This window comes from Winslowiella sp. 2C04 (assembly GCF_050037805.1).
Lineage (GTDB): Bacteria > Pseudomonadota > Gammaproteobacteria > Enterobacterales > Enterobacteriaceae > Erwinia > Erwinia toletana_A.
In genome coordinates, this window is sequence record NZ_CP188300.1 from 3,989,893 (window position 1) to 4,012,430 (window position 22,538).

Consider the following 22,538-nt stretch of genomic DNA (forward strand, 5'->3'; position numbering starts at 1 on the left):
AATTATGGATTGTAGAGTAAGTGTCCGTCTGCTTACCTTTTCAGACGTTCAATAAGCTGACGCTGATATACCGCTAAATTACTGCCACTGGCATTCTGGAATACCAGCGGTGGCAGGTAAGTCATACCGGTATGCAGGGCGCTGGCTTTCATCGGTAAAAAGACATCAGCAAGCGTAACGCCGATTCTGCCCGCCTCTCCGTAAGTTGATGCGCCTCCAGCGGCAGTGCTGACAACAAGCATCTCTTTTCCCTGCCATGAACCCGGCCCGACGCTACCCCAGGTATCATTGAGCCAGGCCTTCATCATCGGCGTAATATTAAACCAATGCGTCGGGAACAGAAAAACGATACGTGAGTGATCGCGCATTATCCGGCGCTCTTCTTCACCATTTATTTTGCGGGTGTCAAAACCATATATCGATTCAAGATTACGCACCGTCACGCCTTCCATGCTTTCCGCGGCCTGCTGCAACCCTTTAGTTAAAACAGATCTTTCCGGATAAGGATGAGAAACGATAACCAGCGTTTTGATATTGGTCTTATCATTGCCAATTGCTTTGCTGACTGGTATCAGAAACAAAACAATAAGCGTAATGAATTTTGCAGTCTTGCATAAGTTAATCCAGCTCATTCACTTCTCCTGTAACGGCCAGGTCAAAATAACGTTGAGAATTGTTGACGTTTTTAAGATCGATCAGGTTCCTGCCCAGGTAAACCTTCAACGATATAAGTGCGAGAATTTCCGGCACGATGACGTAGTGGTATAATTTTTTGATACTCTGAAGAGTTGTACCAGTCCTGAGCGCGTTTCAGACTGTCAAACTTAATAATGACCAGCCGACCTTGTGCACCAAATCCTTCCTTAATATCAGGCTCACCGCCGCGAACAATAAAGCGTCCGCCGTAAGGTACAAAGGTGGCTTCGACCTGAGCACTGTAAGGTTTGATTGCATCCCGATCGGTAGGCTGAAATTCTGCAACATAGTAGGCTGGCGTGACCGCCAGCGCTGATGAAACACCAGAGAATGCCACAAGGCAAGCCAGTATCATTTTTTTTATCATATTGACTCCAATCTTTTATTTACGTCTGTGCATCTCACGATGATTAAAGATACACAGCTTTTCACATCATCTTCAGCATTAAACTTCGACAATAAATCAGGTTTCCATTCCATCCTTATTTTCCAGTCAATCAAATCAGTTATCTGCTTCTTCTCATAATTCCTGAAGCTGATGCAGGTTCTCCGCAATCATTTTAGGGAAAAATTCACTTACCTCATAAGTGGCCAGATCGGGATAATAGGAGTCCTCACCAAGAATGGTTATCAGCTCATGATGATTATCGATGTTGGCTATGATGACACCTGCTCTTTCCCGATCGGAATAAGGCCCGACAATGACAAATTTTCCTGCAGAGAAATAGTGTTTAAACCATTGCGCATGACGAATAAACAGGGATTCATGCTGCTCAGGTGACAACGTTTCTTTTACCGTAATATTAATAATAAACAATTAACACCTCTCTTTTACACAGCCAATTTCAGCTCCGGAGATAAAGATTTCAAAAGCGCGATCAGTCGTGAAGCATGCTCTTTAGCGATTACTTTTTGTTGTGCTATTTTATTTTCATCTCTGTCAGCATAGTTAATGCCGCAGGTATACACCGGTTTTTGCAAATCCAGATTGCAGAGTCTGGCAGTGGTTTCAAACTGGATGAGGTAATCTTCGATGTTATGCGCAAAGAACCCTTCCGATGAATAGAGCGCCTGCGGTGCACCGGTGGTAAATGAAAGAATAAGTTTTTTACCGCCAAGGCGGGCCGTTGAACCGTGCGCGAACCCATGTACAAAAACCTCATCCAGCCATAATTTCATTATTCCAGGCAGTGAATACCAGGAGAATGGGAATTGCCAGATGATCACGTCAGCTTGCAGCAGGCTCTTCTGCTCTGCTTCTGCATTAATTTTGTGGTCCGGATAGAGCCAGTCGAGGCGGCGAACTTCAGCCTCAGGCAGTGCCGTGGCTAACTCATGTAAAATTGTCGCGTTAGCAATGGACTCGCTCAGATTAGGATGACCGGAAACAATCAGAATATTGTTCATTTTCAATAAATTAAAAGTTAGTTAGTTAACAGGCCTTCAGTATATGTCGATCGCGTTCTGTTTATTAGGGTATCAATAGCTCAATCACTTTTAGCCAAAAGCTAATAATTAACCTGATTTACCCCAGCGGTTATCATCAGGGCGCTAAACCGTGTCACTTCTCGCGGCCGACCCCGCTGACTTCACCACTGCACTTGTTTTCACTGACTTATTCGCCCTGCGCCAGGCCGCCACGTAAAAGGTGTTAGCTGGCGGCATTCTCGATAACTTTACGCTATGCCATAGGTTGTTCCCACGCTCCCCGCGTATCCACCCCAGCATCTCTTGCCAGGCGTTCCAGCGTTGCCATATCTTCAGCGCCGAGCTGAATTTCCGTTGCCCCGGCTGCGTCCAGAACATGGTGTACTTTTGTCGCACCAATGATTGGCAGCGTGCCTTTCGCAATTGCCCATGCGATGGCAATCTGCGCAACACTGGCGTTTTTGGCCTCTCCCATCACTTTCATCGCCTGGGTTAATTGTTCAAGCTGCGGTAAAACCTTGTTATAGGTTTCCGCACGCCCACTGCCTGCTGGCATAGGATTTTGCGAGTTGTAATGGCCACTCAACGCACCTTGCTCCAGCACCATATAAGCAAAGAAAGTGATGTTGTTTTTATGACAATAATCGAGGATCCCTGCGTCTGCCGATGATTGGTAGAGCAGGCTATAGTGATTCTGAACGGCATTCACAGTGAACCCTGCCGATTGCAGAATCTCATTTACCCGCTTTATTTGCTCCAGGCTGTGATTAGATACGCCAACCTGTTTAACCTTGCCGCTCTGCAACAGCGGAATAAGTCCCGGCGTCCACTTTTCCACATCAAACGGGTTATGGATCCAGTAGATATCAATCTCCTCAACGCCCAGGCGCTCAATACTCGCCTCAAGCATGCTACTCATCGGCATGGCCGACTGCTCGTCAGCTATTTGCGGAGTAAACTTGGTCGATAAGATGATCTCTTCTCGCGGATACTGACGAACTAATTTACCCAGCGCTGCTTCTGAGCTTCCCATCCCGTAGACGGCGGCGGTATCCCACAGGTTAAGCCCTTTATCCATGGCAGTGCGGAACACTTCTTCCATCTGCCGATCGGAAAGATGGTTTCCGAATACGGTATCTCCACCCGCAAATCCCGCTCCCCAGGACCAGGTTCCCAGCGCTATTTTTGGTAATTCTTTCATGATGTTTTCCTGAATAAGGGTCGGATAAAGCATTATCCGATCGGCCAGAATGAAGTTTGTTGTCTGCTGAATTTAATTATCAGTGAGGAGCTGGAAGGAAGTATAAGCTGGCAAATTTGATTAGATTAGGTGATTATCAACTTAAAGATATTTAGCCTGTAGTTAATAATCAGCAGGCTATTGCTTCAGGATGACGTGATGAACAATGTGATTTATAACCAGATACGCATCTTTCAAAGCATTGCTCGCGAGGGCAATATTTCCGCTGCCGCCAGAAAGCTTGAGATTACTCCCCCCTCCGTCAGTAAGGCGCTTAAATTACTTGAGCAGCATATCGGACACCCGCTTTTTGTTCGTACAACACGGCGTATTGAACTGACGGACGCCGGGCAACAGCTGCTTGAGCAGACATCAGCAGCGATAGACTCGCTTGAGGAATCGCTGGAAAGTATCCGTGATCAGAATCATGAACCCTCAGGCCTGGTCAGAATTACGCTTTCCCGCTTCGCTTATCTGCTGATACTTAAACCGGTTATGGCAGCCTTTTGCCAACAACACCCCGGCATTCGACTTGAAATTTCTGTCTACGACGGCACTGTTGATATCATTAAGGAACGTTTTGATTTGGGGATTCGCTTTGGCGATATCCTGGAGGGCGGCGTAGTGGCCCGACAGTTGATGAAACCGTTTCGTGAAGGGCTTTATGCGTCATCGGCTTATCTTGAGGAGTTCGGTATCCCGACGACGCCCGCCGCGCTCTATCAGCACAAGCTTATTGGTTATCGATTTATTACCAATAATCGTATTCTTCCACTGATCCTGGACTACAACGGGGAACAACTGACGGTTGAAATGCCCGGCCAGTTAACCAGCAACGATATTGACGTTATGGCCGATGGAATACGCAACGGCCTGGGTATCGGAAGATTATTTGAGCCGATCCACAGCTTACAGCCGGACAAAGAAAAATTTATCCCCGTGATGGAGAATTTCTGGAAAACCTACCCGCCAGTGTATCTCTATTACCCGAGAAATGCGGGCAAAACCAAAAGAGTGAAGACATTAATTGATTTTCTAATCAAATGAATGCGTTTCGCTCATGTAAATCACAAGCGGAGCGCTGACAGGATGCACCACCATTCGGCATAACACGTGCTAAACTTGCGCTTTCTATTTTGACTCAGATTACTACCATGTTAGAAACCAGCTTGTTTGTTGCGACCCTCGCAACCCTGGGAATGCTCTCTCCCGGCCCGGATTTTTTCCTGATTATTAAAAATGCCGCACGCTATACCCGTGGTACTGCACTGGTAACTTCACTTGGCGTGATTTCTGGCGTCGCCACCCATATGACCTATTGCGTCGCGGGGCTGGCGGTAGTGATTACCACCACTCCGTGGCTGTTTATGTTGCTGAAATACGCCGGTGCTGGCTATTTGATCTATATCGGTGTGCAGGCGCTACTGGCGCGCGGTAACAGTAAAATGGATCTGAGCAATGTGCAGCGCGAGCAAACTTCGCTGAAGAAAGCTTTCTTACAGGGTTATCTGTGCAATTTGCTTAACCCGAAAGCCACGCTGTTTTTCCTCTCGGTGTTTACTCAGGTACTGAGCATCGATTCAGGTTTTGGCGAAAAGATGTGGTATGCCGGCATCATTCTGAGTTTGTCGATAGTCTGGTGGCCAATGCTGGTGTTTCTGATACAGAGCGCACCGGTGCGTCGCGGCCTGACTAAAGCACAGAAACTGATTGATAAACTGCTGGGCGGCGTGTTGATTGGATTAGGGATTAAAGTGGCGCTGTCCTGAAAACCTGCTCGTTGAAAAGAATAAAAAAAATCCCCGCCGTGCGGGGATTTTTTATTACAGGCAACTTAGCCTTTAATCTGCGCGTGCATCTCCTGCACGGAAATCACCTGCTCAGTCGGGTCAGCATTCAGCGCCATCGCGGTGGCAAAGCCGCCGTTCAGCGTGGTGTCATAGTGGACTTTATACTGCAACGCGCTGCGGCGAATCAGCTTCGAATCTTCAATCGCCTGACGACCGGCGGTGGTATTAACGATATAGGCATACTCACCATTTTTCAGTCGATCCTGAATGTGTGGGCGGCCTTCATGCACCTTATTCACCAGGCGTGGATTAATACCCGCTTCACCCAGCACCACTGCGGTACCGTGGGTCGCATCCAGCTCGAAACCAAACTTCTGTAGTTTCGCCGCAAGGTCAACAATGCGTTTCTTATCGCCTTCACGCACCGACAGCAGCGCACGGCCCGATTTCTTCATATTGGACTGCGCACCCAGCATCGCTTTGGCAAAGGCTTCCGCGAAGGTGCGGCCAACGCCCATCACTTCACCGGTAGAGCGCATTTCAGGGCCAAGAATCGGGTCAACGCCCTGGAACTTGTTAAATGGCAGCACCACTTCTTTCACTGAGTAGTAAGGTGGAATCACCTCTTCAGTGACGCCCTGCTCGGTCAGCGATTTTCCGGCCATCACGCGCGCCGCCACTTTCGCCAAAGGTACACCAGTGGCTTTCGACACAAACGGCACGGTACGCGCGGCACGTGGGTTGACTTCAATCAGGTAAACTTCATTATCCTTAACCGCGAACTGGACGTTCATCAGGCCACGGACGCAGAGTTCAAACGCCAGTTTTTCAACCTGCTGGCGCATCACGTTCTGAATTTCCACACTCAGCGTGTAGGCCGGCAGTGAACATGCGGAGTCACCGGAGTGCACGCCTGCCTGCTCGATATGCTCCATGATGCCGCCAATCAGCACGCGCTCGCCGTCGCAAATCGCATCAACGTCAACTTCAACCGCATCATCAAGGAAGCGATCCAGCAGCACCGGCGCATCGTTGGATACAGAAACGGCCGTCTGGAAGTAGCGTTTCAGGTCGATTTCATCGTAAACGATTTCCATCGCCCGGCCACCCAGTACATAAGAAGGGCGCACCACCAGCGGGTAACCGATCTGCACCGCTTTCTCAACCGCATGCTCCAGTGCGGTTACCGTGGCGTTAGCGGGCTGTTTCAGGCCGAGACGGTCTACCGCCTGCTGGAAACGCTCACGGTCTTCTGCACGGTCAATGGCATCCGGGCTGGTGCCAATCACCGGTACACCGGCGGCCTCCAGCGCACGCGCCAGTTTCAGTGGCGTCTGACCGCCGTACTGCACGATGACGCCTTTCGGCTTCTCGATGCGGACGATTTCCAGCACATCTTCCAGCGTTACCGGTTCAAAGTAGAGGCGGTCAGAGGTGTCATAGTCGGTAGAGACGGTTTCCGGGTTACAGTTGACCATAATGGTCTCGAAGCCGTCTTCGCGCAGTGCCAGCGAGGCGTGCACGCAGCAGTAATCGAATTCAATGCCTTGGCCGATGCGGTTTGGACCACCACCCAGCACCATGATTTTATCGCGGTCATGGTTTGGATTCGCTTCGCACTCGTCTTCATAGGTCGAGTACATATAAGCAGTATCCGTGGCAAATTCTGCCGCACAGGTATCCACGCGTTTATAGACTGGGTGCAGATTGTACTGCTCACGCAGCTTGCGGACTTCTGATTCGGACACGCCAGCAAGGTCAGACAGACGCGCATCGGCAAAGCCTTTACGCTTCAGAGCGCGCAGGAAATCTTTCGTCAGGCCATTTACGCCTTCGCGTGCAACCTGCTCTTCCAGGCGCACCAGCTCTTCGATTTGTACCAGGAACCAACGGTCAATATTGGTCAGGTTAAATACGCCGTCGACCGACATACCGGCACGGAAAGCGTCGGCCACGTACCAGATCCGGTCAGCGCCCGCATCTTTCAGTTCGCGGCGAATGCGGGTCAGGGCTTCCGGATCGTCAAGGCTGACTTTCGGGTCGAAGCCGTTAGCGCCCACTTCCAGGCCGCGCAACGCTTTCTGCATCGATTCCTGTAGCGTACGACCAATCGCCATCACTTCACCGACCGACTTCATCTGGGTGGTCAGACGATCATTGGCACCGGCAAATTTCTCGAAGTTAAAGCGTGGGATTTTGGTCACAACATAATCGATTGACGGCTCGAACGAAGCCGGGGTCAGGCCACCGGTGATATCGTTCATCAGCTCATCCAGCGTGTAGCCTACCGCCAGTTTGGCCGCCACTTTGGCAATCGGGAAGCCGGTGGCTTTCGATGCCAGAGCAGAAGAGCGGGAAACACGCGGGTTCATTTCGATAATGATCAGACGGCCATTCTTCGGGTTGACCGAGAACTGCACGTTAGAACCACCGGTTTCCACGCCAATCTCACGCAGTACCGCCATCGAGGCGTTACGCATGATTTGATACTCTTTGTCGGTCAGCGTCTGCGCTGGCGCAACGGTAATCGAGTCACCGGTATGGATACCCATGGCGTCGAAGTTTTCGATTGAGCAGACGATGATGCAGTTGTCGTTTTTATCACGCACCACTTCCATCTCATACTCTTTCCAGCCAATCAGCGACTCATCAATCAGCAGCTCATTGGTTGGCGACAGGTCGAGACCGCGCTCACAAATTTCTTCGAACTCTTCACGATTATAAGCAATACCGCCGCCGGTGCCGCCCATGGTGAAAGAAGGACGAATAATGCACGGGAAGCCAACATCTTCCGCCACCGCCAGCGCTTCTTCCATATTGTGCGCAATACCGGAGCGGGCGGTTTCCAGACCGATTTTCTTCATCGCTTTATCAAAGCGCTGGCGGTCTTCCGCTTTATCAATGGCATCGGCAGTCGCACCGATCATCGTTACGCCAAACTCGGCCAACACACCCTGGCGCTCCAGTTCCAGCGCACAGTTCAGCGCCGTCTGGCCACCCATGGTTGGCAGTACCGCGTCCGGGCGCTCTTTTTCAATGATTTTACGCACCACTTCCCAGTGAATCGGCTCGATATAAGTAGCATCGGCCATTTCCGGGTCGGTCATAATGGTTGCCGGGTTAGAGTTAACCAGAATCACCCGGTAACCCTCTTCGCGCAGCGCTTTACAGGCTTGCGCGCCAGAGTAGTCGAATTCACAAGCCTGGCCGATGACGATCGGGCCAGCGCCAAGAATCAGGATACTTTTTATGTCGTTACGTTTTGGCATTTTCTCGCTCCTGATTATTTTGCGGTTGAACGGTAAGCTTTAATCAGCTCGATAAAGTGATCGAACAGCGGCGCGGCATCATGAGGGCCCGGGCTGGCTTCAGGGTGCCCCTGGAAGCTGAACGCCGCTTTATCGGTGCGGTGAATACCCTGCACCGTATGATCAAACAGCGATGTATGAGTTACCCGCAAATTGGCCGGTAAATTGCTGTCATCTACGGCGAAACCGTGGTTCTGGGCAGTGATCATCACGCAGTCGTTATCCAGATCTTTCACCGGATGGTTGCCGCCGTGGTGGCCAAGTTTCATTTTGACGGTCTTCGCGCCGCTGGCCAGTGCCAGCAACTGGTGGCCAAGGCAGATGCCAAAAAGCGGGATATCGGTTTCAAGGAAAGACTGAATCGCGGAGATGGCGTAGTCACAAGGCTCCGGGTCACCCGGTCCGTTCGACAGGAAAATGCCGTCAGGATTGAGCTTCAGTACTTCATCAGCCGGCGTCTGCGCCGGAACTACCGTCAGGCGACAGCCGCGGTCAACCAGCATCCGCAGAATGTTGCGTTTGGCACCGTAGTCATAGGCCACCACGTGGAACGGCAGCTCGCTGGCGTTGCTCTGTGCCGGCAGTTCGTCCTGTAACGTCCAGCTGCCTTGCAGCCAGCTGTAAGACTCCTGGGTGGTCACTTCTTTTGCCAGGTCCATGCCCTTCAGGCCAGGGAAGGCTTTCGCTTTTTGCAGTGCCAGTTCAGCATCCGGCGCGTCACCGGCAATAATGCAGCCATTCTGTGCACCTTTCTCGCGCAGCAGACGGGTCAGCTTACGGGTGTCGATATCGGCGATAGCAACAATATTGTTGCGCTTCAGGTATTCAGACAGCCCTTCTTCATTGCGATAGTTGCTGGCGATAAGCGGCAGGTCGCGAATAACGAGGCCTTGTGCATGTACCTGAGAGGATTCTTCGTCAGCAGCATTGGTGCCGACATTGCCGATATGGGGATAAGTAAGGGTGACGATCTGGCGAGAATAGGAAGGATCTGTGAGGATTTCTTGATAACCGGTCATTGAAGTGTTGAAAACGACTTCACCCACTGCCGATCCTACTGCCCCAATGGCCCGACCGTGGAATTGGGTTCCGTCTTCCAGAACCAATAGCGCTGACTTAATCAAAACGTCCTCCAGGGAATAAACAGTCACAATATCTGCATATTAATTCATAATCATAGCCTGAATCAATGTAAAAACCGCCTGAGATGTCGATTTTTGGCAAATTGCGCGCATTCTAATGATCGCCCTGTCGATTGTCTACCCTGAAGGCCACTTTTTCATACTTTTTTAGCCTGCTGACAGGAAATACAGAAGATTTGCACTGAAAACAGCAGACAACCCCGTGATAAAACCGATTGCCTGGTGAAATGATTTTAATTTTGGGGTAATTATCAGTAAAAAGTAGACCAAATGGTCAAAATTAGCTTGCGGCAGGGCTGAAAATCACAGATAAGTTACTATTATAAGAACAACACAGGATTTTATTAACCTAACACCTGTTTTTGCAAAATAAAAAGGGCAATAAAATTATTGCCCATATAATCATAAAGTTATGATTAAAATAACCACATCACGATGGTCGCAACACTTACAGATTCTCTAAACCAAGCACGTCACGCATGTCATAAAGACCATTTTTCTGCAAACTTAACCACTGAGCCGCACGAACCGCACCATTTGCGAAGGTCATACGGCTTGAAGCCTTATGTGTAATCTCTACACGCTCACCGACATCTGCAAACATCGCAGTGTGCTCACCGACGATATCGCCAGCTCTGACGGTAGCAAAACCGATGGTTTTCGCTTCACGCTCGCCGGTGTAACCTTCACGCGCGTACACCGCGTGTTCTTTTAAATCCCAGTCCATTGCATCGGCAATCGCTTCGCCCATCGCCAGCGCAGTACCCGATGGCGCATCCACTTTATGACGATGATGCGCTTCAACAATTTCAATATCGGCGTAATCACCCATCACTTTGGCGGCTTTTTCCAACAGCTTCAGAACCAGATTAACGCCGACGCTGAAATTGGCGGCGAACACAATAGCGATATCTTCGGCAGCTGTTTTGATCGCCGCTTTACCCGCATCGTCGAAACCGGTGGTGCCAATCACCATCGCTTTCTGATGCTGACGGCAGAAAGCCAGATATTCCAGCGTGCCTTCCGGGCGAGTGAAATCGATCAGAATATCGAAATCATTAACCACCGCATCAAGGTTGTCGCTCACCTTAACGCCGATAGCGCCAATTCCGGCTAACTCACCCGCATCGCTACCGACCAAAGAGGATCCACTGCGCTGAAGTGCCGCTCCCAAGCGCACGCCTTCGGCTTGCTGAGTAGCCTGAATCAGCTGACGCCCCATGCGCCCGGCGGCACCGACGATGGCAATACGGATTTCTGAATGACTCATAATAATTAATTCCTGACAACGACCTGTACCTGCAAACAGGCAGGCACTAAGACTAATGAGGTTAACGAGGTGACTACAAATGCGCCACAATAATCACAGCATAATTAGAATTTTACGCCAGCGAGAAGGGATTATCAGTAAAACAAATCATCAGGGGAGGTGTGAAAGTCAGGAAAAAGGACAAGGTTCAGGGATTGCGGTAAATGTAGCGGAGCCATTTTCGGCTCCGGTCCTGAAGGTATGCAGGGTGCAAACCGGTGGTACGGACGGCGATAGCGCCGCCCCTACATGCAGAGAGATGAAATCAGTCTACTTGTTTAACCTCAACACGTAGCTCTTTCGGCACTTCAAACACGATATTCTCTTCGCGGCCACTCAGCTCGATAGCCGGTTCGCCGCCCAGCTGGCGCAGGCGTTGAATCACTTCCTGTACCAGAATATCGGGCGCTGAAGCACCAGCAGTCACCCCAACACATTTGATATTGCTCAGCCAGCTTTCCTGAATATCTTCCGCAGAGTCAATCAGGCGTGCCAGCTTGCCAGCACGCTGCGCCAGCTCAGCCAGTCGATTGGAGTTGGAGGAGTTTTTCGAGCCAACTACCAGCACCACATCGGCATCCTGCGCTAAGCTGCGCACCGCTTCCTGACGGTTAGTGGTGGCATAACAGATATCATCTTTGCGCGGGCCGATGATTTTTGGAAAGCGCTGGCGCAAGGCATCGATCACATCCGAGGTATCATCAACCGACAGCGTGGTCTGGGTCATAAAGCACAGGTTATTTTCGTTCTTCACCTGCAGCTTACTGACATCGGCCGGTGACTCCACCAGGTACATGCCCCCTTGCGGGTTGCTGTACTGCCCCATAGTACCTTCCACTTCCGGGTGGCCAGCGTGACCGATCAGAATCGCTTCGGTGCCTTTACGACTGGCTCGCGCCACTTCCATATGCACTTTGGTGACCAGCGGGCAGGTAGCATCAAACAGCATGGTCAGATCGCGTGCGCGCGCTTCAGCCCTAACCGCCTGAGAGACACCGTGGGCAGAGAAGATCAGAATCGAGCCATCCGGAACTTCAGCAATCTCTTCAATAAAGATCGCCCCACGCTCGCGCAGACTATTGACCACGTAACGGTTATGCACCACTTCATGTCGCACGTAGATTGGCGCGCCGTACATCTCCAGCGCGCGCTCTACAATACTGATTGCGCGATCAACACCGGCGCAGAAACCGCGCGGGTTAGCCAACAGGATTTGCATTGGTCCCCTCCAGTTGCGGATCGATCTCCAGCACCTCGATATCAAACTGAATGGTTTGCCCTGCCAGCGGATGGTTAAAATCTACGGTGATCGAATCACCGGAGATTTCACGGATCACGCCTGGCATTTCGCTACCACCCATCCCGGTAAACAGCATAATAGCACCGATTTCCGGCTCCCCAGCCTGCACAAAATCACGGCGGGAGAAATACTGAATCATATCCGGGCTGGCCGCGCCGAAGGCCGATTCCGGCGGCAAGCTGAAGTGATGCTTATCGCCGGTTTTCAGACCAAGCAACGCCTGCTCCAGTCCTTCTGACAGGCTGCCATCGCCCAGCCGAAACAGGGCAGGCTTGCCATTGGCACGCGTCGACTCCGCCGTTGAGCCATCTTCCAGCTTCAACGTAAAGTGCACCAGCACCGCGCTATCGTGCTGTACTGAATCAGTCATGCCTTACCCTTTTTCTTTAGCCTGTTTTCCGGCAGGAGTAATAAACCCCTCCAGAACGATCAACGCCGCACCGATACAGATGGCGCAGTCGGCAATATTGAAGGTGGCAAAATGCCAGTCACCCACATAGAAGTCGATAAAATCGACCACAAAGCCGTGATAAGAGCGATCAAACAGGTTGCCAATCGCGCCGCCAACAATCAGCGCGTAGGCAATATTATTAAGCTTCTGGCTGGCAGAGGTACGGTACATCATCACCAGCAATGCGACGACAATCGCAATCGCAATACCGGCAAAGAACCAACGTTGCCAGCCACCTTTATCGGCGAGGAAGCTAAATGCCGCGCCGTAGTTGTGTGCGTAGAAGAGATTAAAGTATGGCATCACTGGCACCGACTGATGCAGCATCAGATTATCCATAATCCATTGCTTGCTGGCAAAGTCGACAACAATCACTACCAGCACCAGCCACAGCCAGCGCAATCCGGTCGATAAAAGGGGTTTACGCATCAGGCAAATTTACGCTCTTCGCCGTTACCGGCTATGTTAGTGACACAGCGACCGCAAACTTCTGCGTGCTCCGCGTTCTGACCGACGTCAGTGGTGTAATGCCAGCAGCGTGGGCACTTCTCGCCTTCCGCTTTGTGCAGGGCGATTTTCAGCCCTTTCAACACGTCGCTCTGCTGTGCTTCTTCGCCAGCCAGCGCATAATCAGCAACCTGTGCCCCCGAGGTCAGCAGCACAAAGCGCAGCTCTTCGCCAAGGCTGTTCAGTTTCTCAGCCAGCGCCGCATCGGCATACAGTGTTACGGTGGCTTCCAGCGAGCCGCCCAGACGCTTATCAGCACGCGCCTGCTCGATCACGCGGTTAACTTCACCACGCACTTTCAGCAGTTCAGCCCAGTAAGCGTCGTTCATTGGCTCATCTTCAGCCAGACCAAATAACCCGTCGAACCACTCTTCGGTGAACACGTACTGAGTACGTTTACCTGGCAGGTAGCCCCAGATCTCATCGGCAGTAAACGACATGATCGGCGCCATCCAGCGCACCAGCGCCTCAACGATAAAGTACAGCGCAGTCTGGCAGCTACGACGTGCCAGCCCATCCGCTTTGGCGGTGTACTGACGGTCTTTAATGATATCCAGATAGAACGAGCCCATCTCAACCGAGCAGAACTGCATCAGGCGCTGAACCACTTCATGGAAGTCATAGTTCGCGTAAGAGGCAATGATATCGTCCTGTGCAGCTAACGCACGGCCTACCGCCCAGCGATCCAGCACGACCATCTCTTCCGGTTTCACCATATCGGTTTCCGGGTTGAAGCCGTTCAGGTTAGCCAACAGGAAACGTGCGGTGTTACGGATACGACGATAAGAGTCAGCAGAGCGCTTCAGGATTTCGTCAGACACCGCCATTTCACCGGTGTAATCGGTTGAAGCCACCCACAGACGCAGGATGTCGCCACCCAGCTTATTCATCACGTCCTGCGGGCTGACGGTGTTACCAATTGATTTCGACATCTTGCGGCCCTGACCATCAACGGTGAAACCGTGAGTCAGCACCTGTCGATAAGGCGCCTTGCCTTTCATCGCGGTCGAAATCATTAATGAAGACATAAACCAGCCGCGATGCTGGTCGGAACCTTCCAGATACATATCCGCGCTGTGGCCGCCAAACTCAGGACGCACATCAACCACTGAAGAGTGGGTCGAACCGGAGTCAAACCACACGTCCAGCGTATCCGGCACTTTCACGTAGTCGTTGGCTTCTTCACCCATCAGATCTTTTGCGTCCAGATCCCACCAGGCCTGAATACCATCAACTTCTACGCGCTTAGCCACTTCTTCCATCAGCTCCAGCGAACGCGGATGCAGCTGCTCAGTCTCTTTATGGACGAACAGCGCCATCGGCACACCCCAGGTACGCTGACGTGAGATACACCAGTCGGGACGGTTAGCAACCATGGATTCGATACGCGCCTGGCCCCAGTCCGGGATCCACTGCACGCCTTTGATCTCTTTCAGCGACTGCGCACGCAGACCTTTCTGATCCATGCTGATAAACCACTGCGGGGTAGCACGGAAGATGATCGGCGTTTTATGACGCCAGCAGTGCGGATAGCTGTGGAACAGTTTTTCCAGATGCAGCAACGCGCCTTTCTCACGCAACAGCTCAACGATGATATCGTTAGCTTTAAAGACCTGCACGCCATCCAGCGTCGGATAAGTGCCGGTGATAAAGCAGCCGTCCGGGCCAACCGGGTTAGCGGTCTCCAGACCATATTTCTGGCCGATGACATAGTCATCCGGACCGTGGCCTGGCGCGGTATGCACCGCACCGGTACCGGCATCGAGCGTGACGTGCTCGCCCAGCACAACCGGCACATCAAAACCGAGGAAAGGATGCTGGAAACGCATCAGTTCCAGCTCGGCACCGGTGGTCGTGCCCAGTACGGTCCACTCGCTGACGCCAGCGCGCTTCATCACGCTCTCAACCAGGTCTTTGGCGAGGATCAACGCTTTACCGTCGATCTGCACCAGCTGGTACTCAAATTCAGGATGCAGAGAGATAGCACGGTTAGCCGGCATGGTCCACGGAGTGGTGGTCCAGATCACCAATGCAATCGGGCCAGTCACGCTGGCTACGCCAAATTTCGCTTTTACCGCTTCAGTATCGACGGCATTAAACATCACATCGATAGAAGGAGAGGTTTTGTCATAATACTCGACTTCCGCTTCTGCCAGCGCAGAACGGCAATCCAGACACCAGTGCACCGGCTTGGCACCTTTATGCAGGTGGCCATTACCGATGATTTTACCCAGCGCACGGATGATGTTGGCTTCGGTCTGGAAGTTCATCGTCAGATAAGGACGATCCCAGTCGCCCAGCACGCCGAGGCGGATAAAGTCTTTCTTCTGACCTTCAACCTGTTCAGCAGCATACTTACGGCAGGCCGCACGGAACTCAGCCGCACTCACCTTCTCACCCGGCTTACCGATCATCTGCTCAACTTTATGTTCGATTGGCAGACCATGACAGTCCCAGCCCGGCACATAAGGCGAATCAAAGCCCGCCATGCCTTTCGACTTAACGATAATGTCTTTCAGAATCTTGTTTACTGAGTGACCAATATGAATACTGCCGTTCGCGTAAGGAGGGCCATCGTGCAGAATAAAGGTTTTTTTCCCTTTTTTGGCTTCGCGGATGATGCCGTACAGATTGTCATCATACCAACGTTGCAGCATTCCCGGTTCGCGTTTGGCCAGATCGCCACGCATCGGGAACCCCGTTTCCGGCAAATTCAGGGTAGATTTATAGTCACTCATCAGATTCTCGGTTCCGTTTGTCGGTTCAGTTTCAGTTCTTAAACCGGTGTTTGTAGCCCAAAAAAGTTTCGGGCAGTCACCACATCTTTAGCAATTTGCTCTTTTAGCGCATCGAGCGAAGCGAATCGCTGCTCGTTACGGATTTTTTGACAGAGCACCACATCTATATGGCGTCCGTACAGGTTCATTGCAACGTCCAGCAGATGAACTTCCAGCTGTTGACGTAACCCGGCAACGGTCGGGCGGGTACCTATATTGGCAACACCGGGCAGCGGTTGCTCAGCAAGGCCATATACTTCAACCGCGTACACCCCTTTCACCGGTGAAACTGAGCGGCGCAAAGGAATGTTTGCGGTGGGAAAACCGATGGTGCGGCCCAGCGCATCGCCATGTACCACACGGCCAGAAATGCTGAAGGGATGCCCCAACAGCGATTGAGCCAGCGCCAGGTTGTCTTCCGCCAGCGCCTGGCGTACCGCAGTACTGCTGATACGCTTCCCGCTGTCGCAGAAGGTCTGGGTACTGATGACGTCAAAGTCATATTCGACGCCCGCTTTCTGTAATAACAGGAAATCCCCCTGGCGACCAGCGCCAAAGCGGAAATCATCGCCAACGGCGAGAAACTGCACGCCAAGTTTGTTAACCAGCAAATCGGCAACAAAACTTTGCGCGGTCAGTGCGGCAAAGCGACGGTCAAAGCGGACACAGAGTACCGCATCCACCCCGGCTTCAGCCAGGTAACGCAGTTTTTCGCGCAGGCGCGTCAGGCGCGCAGGCGCTTTGTCAGCCGCGAACAGCTCCAGCGGCTGAGGCTCAAACAGCATCACCATCACCGGTAAGCCGCGCTGACGCCCTTCTTCGCACAGTCGTGCCAGCAGAGCCTGATGACCGCGATGCACGCCATCAAAGTTGCCAATGGTCAGCACGCAGCCGCGATGCTGCTCTCTGAGATTATGTATGCCGCGGATAAACTTCATGGCTGACTCAAATTTGTGGAAATCGGCGGATTATACCTTGTACAGCGATTAAGGTTAACCCGCGATTGTCCCGTTTAGCGGTTTCTGATGCTGTTTTCAGTGAGATGGCAGCGACTTAGTCAGATAACAGACAATTTTATCGGGAAAGGCTGTATTCGTCATGACGATGCTGGTAGAATCCTGCGCCATCACAACGTAATCAAGTGTCGTCAGATTAACGGCGCTTATTTGCACAAATCCATTGACAAACGAAGGCTAAAAAGGCATATTCCTCGGCCTTTGAATTGTCCTCAATAGAAAATATTTGGGAGTTGGACCTTGGCTAATATCAAATCAGCTAAGAAACGCGCCGTAACGTCTGAAAAGCGTCGTAAGCACAACGCTAGCAATCGTTCTATGATGCGTACTTTTATCAAGAAAGTATACGCGGCTATCGCTGCTGGCGATAAAGAAGCTGCACAGAAAGCATTTAACGAAATGCAACCAATTGTGGACCGTCAGGCAAGCAAAGGCCTGATCCACAAAAACAAAGCTGCACGTCATAAGTCAAACCTGACTGCAGAGATCAACAAACTGGCTTAATGCTAAGTTGTTAATCGGCTTTGAAAGAGACCGGCCTAACCGCCGGTTTTTTTACGTCTGAATTTCAGGTGAATGGTTGCCAGCAGAACGAATACCACAAAAAAAATGTGGTCATGCCCAGGGCACGACCACATCGATTCATCAGAAGTCAGGGCTTTTGGTCAAGTGACCTGCCACCACCATTATCGCCTTCCGTCTTTCTTAGATGGTGAAATCAATATTTATCATAATCGCCTGTTCAAACCCGTCGCGTTTCTGCTTCAGTGGCAGAATGCCGGTATAGCGACCAGAAGGCAGACCCGGGTTGCTCCCATACCAGAATCGCAGATCAAGGTTTGCGGTTTGCGCAGTGGAACCACAACCAACAATCGACTCCATCGGGCCACTGCCTGGCGCTCCTGCACAGCTGGTTTTACGCAGTACATCCAGGTTTACCAGCTTTACTTCACCGCGCGCATTTTTCAGCGGCACCTGAACGCGTGTTGAACCGCCGCCAGCCACACTCGTGGTGGCCAATGGCCCCTGCCCCTGATTAACGGCAATAAAGCCGAAATTGTTGCTATGAGACATACGCGGTGTCTCAAGGTGCTGCGTGGTCATATTAAACGATCTTACCGACGTTCCAGGCGTAAACGGCGATACAAATGGGTCGTAATGCGCGTAGCTAAATGGAACAACCAGGTTTCTTATCAACTCATTTTGCAAGTTTGTGACTCGCAACGCCATAAATCCGCTATAGGCTGGTGAGGTTAACGTCGCGTTATCTTCAGCTAATACACTCAGCTCAAGGAAACGGTCACCCGCTGCAGTAGAGCACGGCTGTGCGGCATTTAAATCCGTCAGGCCACAAGGCGTGCGCACCTGCATACGTACATTGATCTGTTCAACGGCCCCACCTGTTGCTCTCAGTTTCGCTACAAATATCGAATAGCTGCCAAAATGCTGCATGCGCCCTTCATAGTGTGAGGATACTTTGACATCTCCCCAGCTCGTCAGATGAGCAGGTTGCGCAGGAATATAAGGATTGACAGTAAGATTAGTAACCGAAACCTTTCCTTGACCCACAGTTAGCGGATAAGTCGTGTTCGGCCCCGGGACTGTCGCTTTAATTAAATCATAAAGTCGCGGAGCGCTTATACCAACGTTCTCAGTGGACGTCCCACCAACATGCAATCCCGCAATAGTATTGTCAGCCTGCACGATAACCGGCGCTCCTGAGGAACCAGCAGAAGTATCACAGTTGTAGCGTACATAGTGACCACCGGTACTGCCGATCAGAGTGCAGGGGCCACCATCGTCATGGCGATCATTTATTTTCTGAACTCCGCCCCAGAGTTGATGAGCAACATATACCGGAGTACCGGCAGGCAGAGAGCTTGCCGAGTTAAGCCACAGATTACCAAATATTTGCCTAATCCCCGCTTCCTGATAATCATTGGCATTGACAGCATAAAGCGCATAATCATTGTTTACGTTGTTGTTTCCAGCCTGCAACTGACGTTCAGTACGCATGCTTACTACATGTGAGACGGAATTCGAGTTGCACCCGTTGTTCTGATAGTTATATTGCAGTAAAAACGATGAATTTGGCGCGTGATCAATAACATGGTGATTAGTGATCGCGTAAGGACCGCCGGCAAGATTCCATCCTGTAGCGCCAGCAAATCTCATTGATGCCTGGCTCGTGTTATACAATACGGGTTTAGATTGCTCGTAGCAGCGGGAATCGACTGCCTGATTATTTCCGATGATATTTTTTGAACCTATCTCGTCATCACTCGCCGCAGGGTAGCTGAAATGAGAAACAATCGCCCGGTCGTTATTCGCGTGACGGTTGAAGCGATCGGGATAAACCAGCTGCACCAGCGCGGTGTTGCCGCGAATGCTGCTGTCAAAGTTGGTACCACTGCCGTCATACAGTGCTTTATGGTTAATAATTTCTGTCTGCTGCCCGTCCGGCGAGGAGACGCGTAAATAAGCCCCCGGCTGTAAGCTTACGTCACTGAAATGAATCAGCAGTTCGCTGGCGCCCGCTTTGGTTATCGTCACTGTGGCATTGCCGTCCACGCCAAGCTTTTCTGCCAGGTTAACATTGATTTTTTCATCAATATAGCCGGGATTTGCCGCAGTCAGCGGTGCCCCGGCACTGACATCAGCATCGATAGCAGACATATTTGCCTGCGCGGCGGGCAGACAACAGGAAATCGCTGCCGCCAGCAAAGTTTTCTTCAAATTTATATTCATAATAAAAGCCCTGGTAAATTAGATGGTATTTTTTAAATTAATTCCAAAAGTGACTTTACGTATCATTTTATTAATCGTCAAAATTCAGACCGTGTAAAAACAGCATAAATTCCGTTAAGTAATTACAATGAAAAACCACAATTACATTAATTTCCCTCAGGACCTTATAAATTAATATTAATTAAAAAACATAAGGTTAGGCCACACTTACCATGGCAACAATCTTAATGGATATTAATAACCAATAAGCAAAACAGAAAGCCCAATACGTTATTTACTTATTCAATTCACTACTTTACGATCCTTGATATATAAATAGCCACTATCTTATAATTATAGAGAAAAATCTTAATCCAATATAAATAGTTACTCTTTTCGAATAGCAGAAATTTCTTAATAAATTATCGGAAAAAGCGATTCCGGCTGATACCGTTCGCTTAGCGTGAAATGACGGGCGTCGCCCAAAGGAGCCATGTCAGGCTCCTCAAGCCAGGGAGAATGAAGGTTTTCGCTACGGGCGACGATAAAGAAAGGCGGCCTTTCTTATCTTTACTGTGGAAACAACGCGGTAAAATCTTTATTGCAGATACGCTGCACTGCAGGATGCTGAATCATCCGTTCGGCGAAGATCACGTGATACTCCTCCATCACATTATCAATCCGTCCAATCTCGACAATTTCATCATCATTATAGATATCCTGACCGTACAGTGACGGCGCAACAAAAATCGCATTATTCGATGCGCCAAACGCCTTCATCAACGCCGCATCATCAAACTCGCCAAGAATCTCGACCTGCAATCCCTGGGAATGAAACCAGTTAAGCAGCTTGCGCCCAAGCATTGAACGGCGGCCAGGAATCAGTAAGCGCCGCTGCTCAAGGCAGGCCGGAAAGCTCTTATCCGGCAGCGGGCGGGTACACCAGAAACTGATGCCGCACTCGCCAAGCTTCACCGAGAACAGCCCTTCCTGCTGGGTGGAATCGATGGAGCAGTCGGACAGAATCATATCCAGCTTGTGCTGGCTGAGCTGCTCCAGCAGCATTTCATGCGTCGACTCATAGCAGCGCAGATGAATCTTCTCATCATCACGCACTGCAGTTTCCAGCACCTGGCTGACCAGACGTTTGGAGAGCGCATCCGCGACGCCAACGTCAAACAGCAGGTTCGACTCCTTGCGGTAGTTAACGATATCCAGCATCTCCTGGCTCAGGGTAAACATGCGGTCGGCATAGCGAAAAACCAGCTGCCCCAATTCTGACGGCACCAGTCCACGCCCCTGACGCTTAAACAGTTTGCCCTGCAGGCGATCTTCCAGCGCTTTAATTTGCCCGGTAATGGTTTGTGGCGTCAGAAACAGTGCTTCGGCGGCCCCGACTATCGACCCTTCCTTGCACACCTGCCAGAAGTAATAGAGATGGTTGTAATTGATATGAGACATGCGCACGGGGATATTCCTTTACTGCAGCCGGATAAGCTCCAGCTTAGCGTATTACCAGCCGAAAAAAACACGGCAAACCTGCAATTACAGGTTTGCCGTTGTGGTTATTTCAGCTTGATACGCAGCAGCAGATAGCCGATAACTGCGGAGGCTATCGAACCAATCAGGATGCCCAGCTTAGCGAGGGTAATCAGCGCCGGGTCGATGTCGCCAAAGGCCAGTGAGGCGATAAAGATCGACATGGTAAAACCAATGCCGCACAACACACCGACCGCGACAATATTCGACATGGTAGTGCCCTGAGGTAACTTCGCCAGCCCCAGCCTGACCGCCAGCCAGCAAAACAGGGTAATGCCCAGCGGTTTACCAATAAGCAGGCCAACCATAATTCCCAGCGGCAGCAGCGAGAACATATCGCCGGCAGAAATACCGTCCAGCACCACACCAGCATTGGCAAAGGCGAACAGCGGCAGAATCAGCCAGCTTACCCACGGATGCAAGCCATGCTCGAGTTGTTCGGCCGGAGAATGCCCGTCCTTCTTTGCCAGTGGAATAAAGAAGCCGACAATCACGCCCGCCAGAGTGGCATGCACCCCAGACTTCAGTACCGCCGTCCACAGCACCATACCCACCAGCAGGTACACTGCGGTACTGCGTACATTAGTCGCGTTGAGCAGCGCCAGCACCACAATCGCCGCCGCTGCAACCGCCAGCGCCGTCATTGACAGCTCGTTGGTGTAGAACAGCGCAATAATGATAATGGCCCCGAGGTCGTCGATAATTGCCAGTGCCATCAGGAAAATTTTCAGCGCTGGCGGCACCCGGCTACCCAGCAGCGCCAGGATACCCAGTGCAAAGGCGATATCAGTAGCAGTAGGAATTGCCCAACCGCTGCGTGTCACCTCGTCACTGCCGTTAAACAGCAAAAACAGCAAACCTGGCACAACCATACCGCCAACGGCTGCGATCAGCGGAAATATCGCCTGCTCACGGCTGGCCAGTGCGCCGACCATCAGCTCGCGCTTCACTTCGAGGCCAATCATCAGGAAGAACAGCGCCATCAGCGCATCATTGATCCACAGCAACAGATTTTTGCTGATATCAAGGGCGCCAAAGCGAAACTCTACCGGCGTAGCCAGCAGTGAGAGATAACCTTGTTGCGTCGCTGCCGTATTGGCCAGCACCATTGCCAGTGCCGCGGCCAGTATCAGCACCACGCCGCTGGTCGCTTCATTCTTAAGCAAACGTTTTATCTGAAGAAACATATTTTCAATCCCTGTTTGTTGCCTGTTTCAGTACTGGGGCAGAAGCATACGCCGTTTGAAGCATCGAAAATAACAGTTTATTCAGCACATTCAGCTCGGAAAAAACGAAGCATAGGCTTAT

General features: G+C 51.1%; 19 protein-coding genes. 3 read left to right on the plus strand and 16 right to left on the minus strand.

The features are described 5' to 3' along the window. Nucleotides 1-32: 32 nt before the first annotated feature. The 5 genes from ACP3TC_RS18135 to ACP3TC_RS18155 all read right to left on the minus strand — a co-directional run bounded on the left by ACP3TC_RS18135 (nt 33) and on the right by ACP3TC_RS18155 (nt 3,325). Entirely contained in the window at nt 33-632 is a 600-nt protein-coding gene (locus ACP3TC_RS18135; RefSeq protein ID WP_426816976.1) for an NAD(P)H-dependent oxidoreductase, read from the minus strand. A 53-nt stretch (nt 633-685) separates the two neighbouring features. Beyond that, on the minus strand, nt 686-1,063 hold the full coding sequence (locus tag ACP3TC_RS18140; RefSeq protein WP_426816977.1) for a DUF1330 domain-containing protein: 378 nt from the start codon (nt 1,061-1,063) through the stop codon (nt 686-688). Between the two features lie 153 nt (nt 1,064-1,216). Then, nucleotides 1,217-1,513: a YciI family protein gene (locus ACP3TC_RS18145; protein WP_426816978.1), complete on the minus strand. Its 297-nt coding sequence runs from the start codon at nt 1,511-1,513 to the stop codon at nt 1,217-1,219. A gap of 14 nt (nt 1,514-1,527) precedes the next feature. Continuing rightward, nucleotides 1,528-2,103: an NAD(P)H-dependent oxidoreductase gene (locus ACP3TC_RS18150; protein WP_426816979.1), complete on the minus strand. Its 576-nt coding sequence runs from the start codon at nt 2,101-2,103 to the stop codon at nt 1,528-1,530. A 274-nt stretch (nt 2,104-2,377) separates the two neighbouring features. After that, on the minus strand, nt 2,378-3,325 hold the full coding sequence (locus ACP3TC_RS18155) for an aldo/keto reductase (protein WP_426816980.1): 948 nt from the start codon (nt 3,323-3,325) through the stop codon (nt 2,378-2,380). Nucleotides 3,326-3,523: 198 nt separating this feature from the next. Between ACP3TC_RS18155 and ACP3TC_RS18160 the strand changes: the two genes are divergently transcribed. Both ACP3TC_RS18160 and ACP3TC_RS18165 read left to right on the plus strand, forming a co-directional pair. Beyond that, entirely contained in the window at nt 3,524-4,411 is an 888-nt protein-coding gene (locus ACP3TC_RS18160; protein WP_313855639.1) for a LysR family transcriptional regulator, read from the plus strand. A gap of 107 nt (nt 4,412-4,518) precedes the next feature. Then, a complete protein-coding gene (locus ACP3TC_RS18165) occupies nt 4,519-5,133 on the plus strand; it encodes a LysE family translocator (RefSeq protein ID WP_426816981.1) in 615 nt (204 codons plus the stop codon). A gap of 65 nt (nt 5,134-5,198) precedes the next feature. Here the strand turns inward: ACP3TC_RS18165 and carB are convergent, their stop codons facing one another. From carB to ribF, 8 genes are all read right to left on the minus strand, one after another. After that, on the minus strand, nt 5,199-8,423 hold the full coding sequence (gene carB / locus ACP3TC_RS18170; RefSeq protein ID WP_313855636.1) for a carbamoyl-phosphate synthase large subunit: 3,225 nt from the start codon (nt 8,421-8,423) through the stop codon (nt 5,199-5,201). A 14-nt stretch (nt 8,424-8,437) separates the two neighbouring features. Continuing rightward, complete coding sequence (gene carA, locus ACP3TC_RS18175; RefSeq protein WP_313855635.1) at nt 8,438-9,586, minus strand: glutamine-hydrolyzing carbamoyl-phosphate synthase small subunit; 1,149 nt, start codon at nt 9,584-9,586, stop codon at nt 8,438-8,440. Nucleotides 9,587-10,052: 466 nt separating this feature from the next. Then, nucleotides 10,053-10,874 (minus strand): 4-hydroxy-tetrahydrodipicolinate reductase, encoded by an 822-nt coding sequence (gene dapB, locus ACP3TC_RS18180; protein WP_313855634.1) that lies wholly within the window; start codon nt 10,872-10,874, stop codon nt 10,053-10,055. A 304-nt stretch (nt 10,875-11,178) separates the two neighbouring features. Then, on the minus strand, nt 11,179-12,132 hold the full coding sequence (gene ispH / locus ACP3TC_RS18185; protein ID WP_313855633.1) for a 4-hydroxy-3-methylbut-2-enyl diphosphate reductase: 954 nt from the start codon (nt 12,130-12,132) through the stop codon (nt 11,179-11,181). Further along, nucleotides 12,113-12,583 carry an FKBP-type peptidyl-prolyl cis-trans isomerase gene (fkpB, locus tag ACP3TC_RS18190; protein WP_313855632.1) on the minus strand — a complete coding sequence of 157 codons (471 nt, stop codon included), beginning with the start codon at nt 12,581-12,583 and terminating at the stop codon, nt 12,113-12,115. Before fkpB ends, ispH begins: the two co-directional genes overlap by 20 nt. Before the next feature lie 3 nt (nt 12,584-12,586). Beyond that, nucleotides 12,587-13,093: a signal peptidase II gene (gene lspA, locus ACP3TC_RS18195; RefSeq protein WP_313855631.1), complete on the minus strand. Its 507-nt coding sequence runs from the start codon at nt 13,091-13,093 to the stop codon at nt 12,587-12,589. Continuing rightward, the gene (ileS, locus tag ACP3TC_RS18200) at nt 13,093-15,909 is read right to left on the minus strand and encodes an isoleucine--tRNA ligase (RefSeq protein WP_313855629.1); all 2,817 of its coding nucleotides are present in this window, start codon (nt 15,907-15,909) and stop codon (nt 13,093-13,095) included. The genes lspA and ileS overlap by 1 nt, the downstream gene beginning before the upstream one ends. Nucleotides 15,910-15,947: 38 nt before the next feature. After that, complete coding sequence (ribF, locus tag ACP3TC_RS18205; protein ID WP_313855627.1) at nt 15,948-16,886, minus strand: bifunctional riboflavin kinase/FAD synthetase; 939 nt, start codon at nt 16,884-16,886, stop codon at nt 15,948-15,950. A gap of 318 nt (nt 16,887-17,204) precedes the next feature. On the opposite strand from ribF, the gene rpsT reads away from it, so the two are divergent. Continuing rightward, complete coding sequence (gene rpsT / locus ACP3TC_RS18210) at nt 17,205-17,468, plus strand: 30S ribosomal protein S20 (protein WP_313855626.1); 264 nt, start codon at nt 17,205-17,207, stop codon at nt 17,466-17,468. Nucleotides 17,469-17,669: 201 nt separating this feature from the next. Here the strand turns inward: rpsT and ACP3TC_RS18215 are convergent, their stop codons facing one another. From ACP3TC_RS18215 to nhaA, 3 genes are all read right to left on the minus strand, one after another. Then, nucleotides 17,670-19,712 carry a trypsin-like serine peptidase gene (locus ACP3TC_RS18215; protein WP_426816982.1) on the minus strand — a complete coding sequence of 681 codons (2,043 nt, stop codon included), beginning with the start codon at nt 19,710-19,712 and terminating at the stop codon, nt 17,670-17,672. Between the two features lie 549 nt (nt 19,713-20,261). Then, nucleotides 20,262-21,152, minus strand: coding sequence for a transcriptional activator NhaR (nhaR, locus tag ACP3TC_RS18220; RefSeq protein WP_313855624.1), 891 nt, complete (start codon nt 21,150-21,152; stop codon nt 20,262-20,264). Nucleotides 21,153-21,256: 104 nt separating this feature from the next. Beyond that, entirely contained in the window at nt 21,257-22,417 is a 1,161-nt protein-coding gene (gene nhaA / locus ACP3TC_RS18225) for a Na+/H+ antiporter NhaA (protein WP_313855622.1), read from the minus strand. Nucleotides 22,418-22,538: the final 121 nt, after the last annotated feature.

Bases quoted from the DNA above. Each gene is read 5' to 3' on its own strand.
- lspA (WP_313855631.1), bottom strand. From the start codon at position 13,093: ATGCGTAAACCCCTTTTATCGACCGGATTGCGCTGGCTGTGGCTGGTG.
- ribF (WP_313855627.1), bottom strand. From the start codon at position 16,886: ATGAAGTTTATCCGCGGCATACATAATCTCAGAGAGCAGCATCGCGGC.
- ACP3TC_RS18215 (WP_426816982.1), bottom strand. From the start codon at position 19,712: ATGAATATAAATTTGAAGAAAACTTTGCTGGCGGCAGCGATTTCCTGT.
- ispH (WP_313855633.1), bottom strand. From the start codon at position 12,132: ATGCAAATCCTGTTGGCTAACCCGCGCGGTTTCTGCGCCGGTGTTGAT.
- dapB (WP_313855634.1), bottom strand. From the start codon at position 10,874: ATGAGTCATTCAGAAATCCGTATTGCCATCGTCGGTGCCGCCGGGCGC.
- ACP3TC_RS18155 (WP_426816980.1), bottom strand. From the start codon at position 3,325: ATGAAAGAATTACCAAAAATAGCGCTGGGAACCTGGTCCTGGGGAGCG.
- fkpB (WP_313855632.1), bottom strand. From the start codon at position 12,583: ATGACTGATTCAGTACAGCACGATAGCGCGGTGCTGGTGCACTTTACG.
- nhaR (WP_313855624.1), bottom strand. From the start codon at position 21,152: ATGTCTCATATCAATTACAACCATCTCTATTACTTCTGGCAGGTGTGC.
- carB (WP_313855636.1), bottom strand. From the start codon at position 8,423: ATGCCAAAACGTAACGACATAAAAAGTATCCTGATTCTTGGCGCTGGC.
- ACP3TC_RS18140 (WP_426816977.1), bottom strand. From the start codon at position 1,063: ATGATAAAAAAAATGATACTGGCTTGCCTTGTGGCATTCTCTGGTGTT.
- nhaA (WP_313855622.1), bottom strand. From the start codon at position 22,417: ATGTTTCTTCAGATAAAACGTTTGCTTAAGAATGAAGCGACCAGCGGC.
- ACP3TC_RS18165 (WP_426816981.1), top strand. From the start codon at position 4,519: ATGTTAGAAACCAGCTTGTTTGTTGCGACCCTCGCAACCCTGGGAATG.
- ACP3TC_RS18160 (WP_313855639.1), top strand. From the start codon at position 3,524: ATGAACAATGTGATTTATAACCAGATACGCATCTTTCAAAGCATTGCT.
- ACP3TC_RS18150 (WP_426816979.1), bottom strand. From the start codon at position 2,103: ATGAACAATATTCTGATTGTTTCCGGTCATCCTAATCTGAGCGAGTCC.
- ACP3TC_RS18135 (WP_426816976.1), bottom strand. From the start codon at position 632: ATGAGCTGGATTAACTTATGCAAGACTGCAAAATTCATTACGCTTATT.
- ileS (WP_313855629.1), bottom strand. From the start codon at position 15,909: ATGAGTGACTATAAATCTACCCTGAATTTGCCGGAAACGGGGTTCCCG.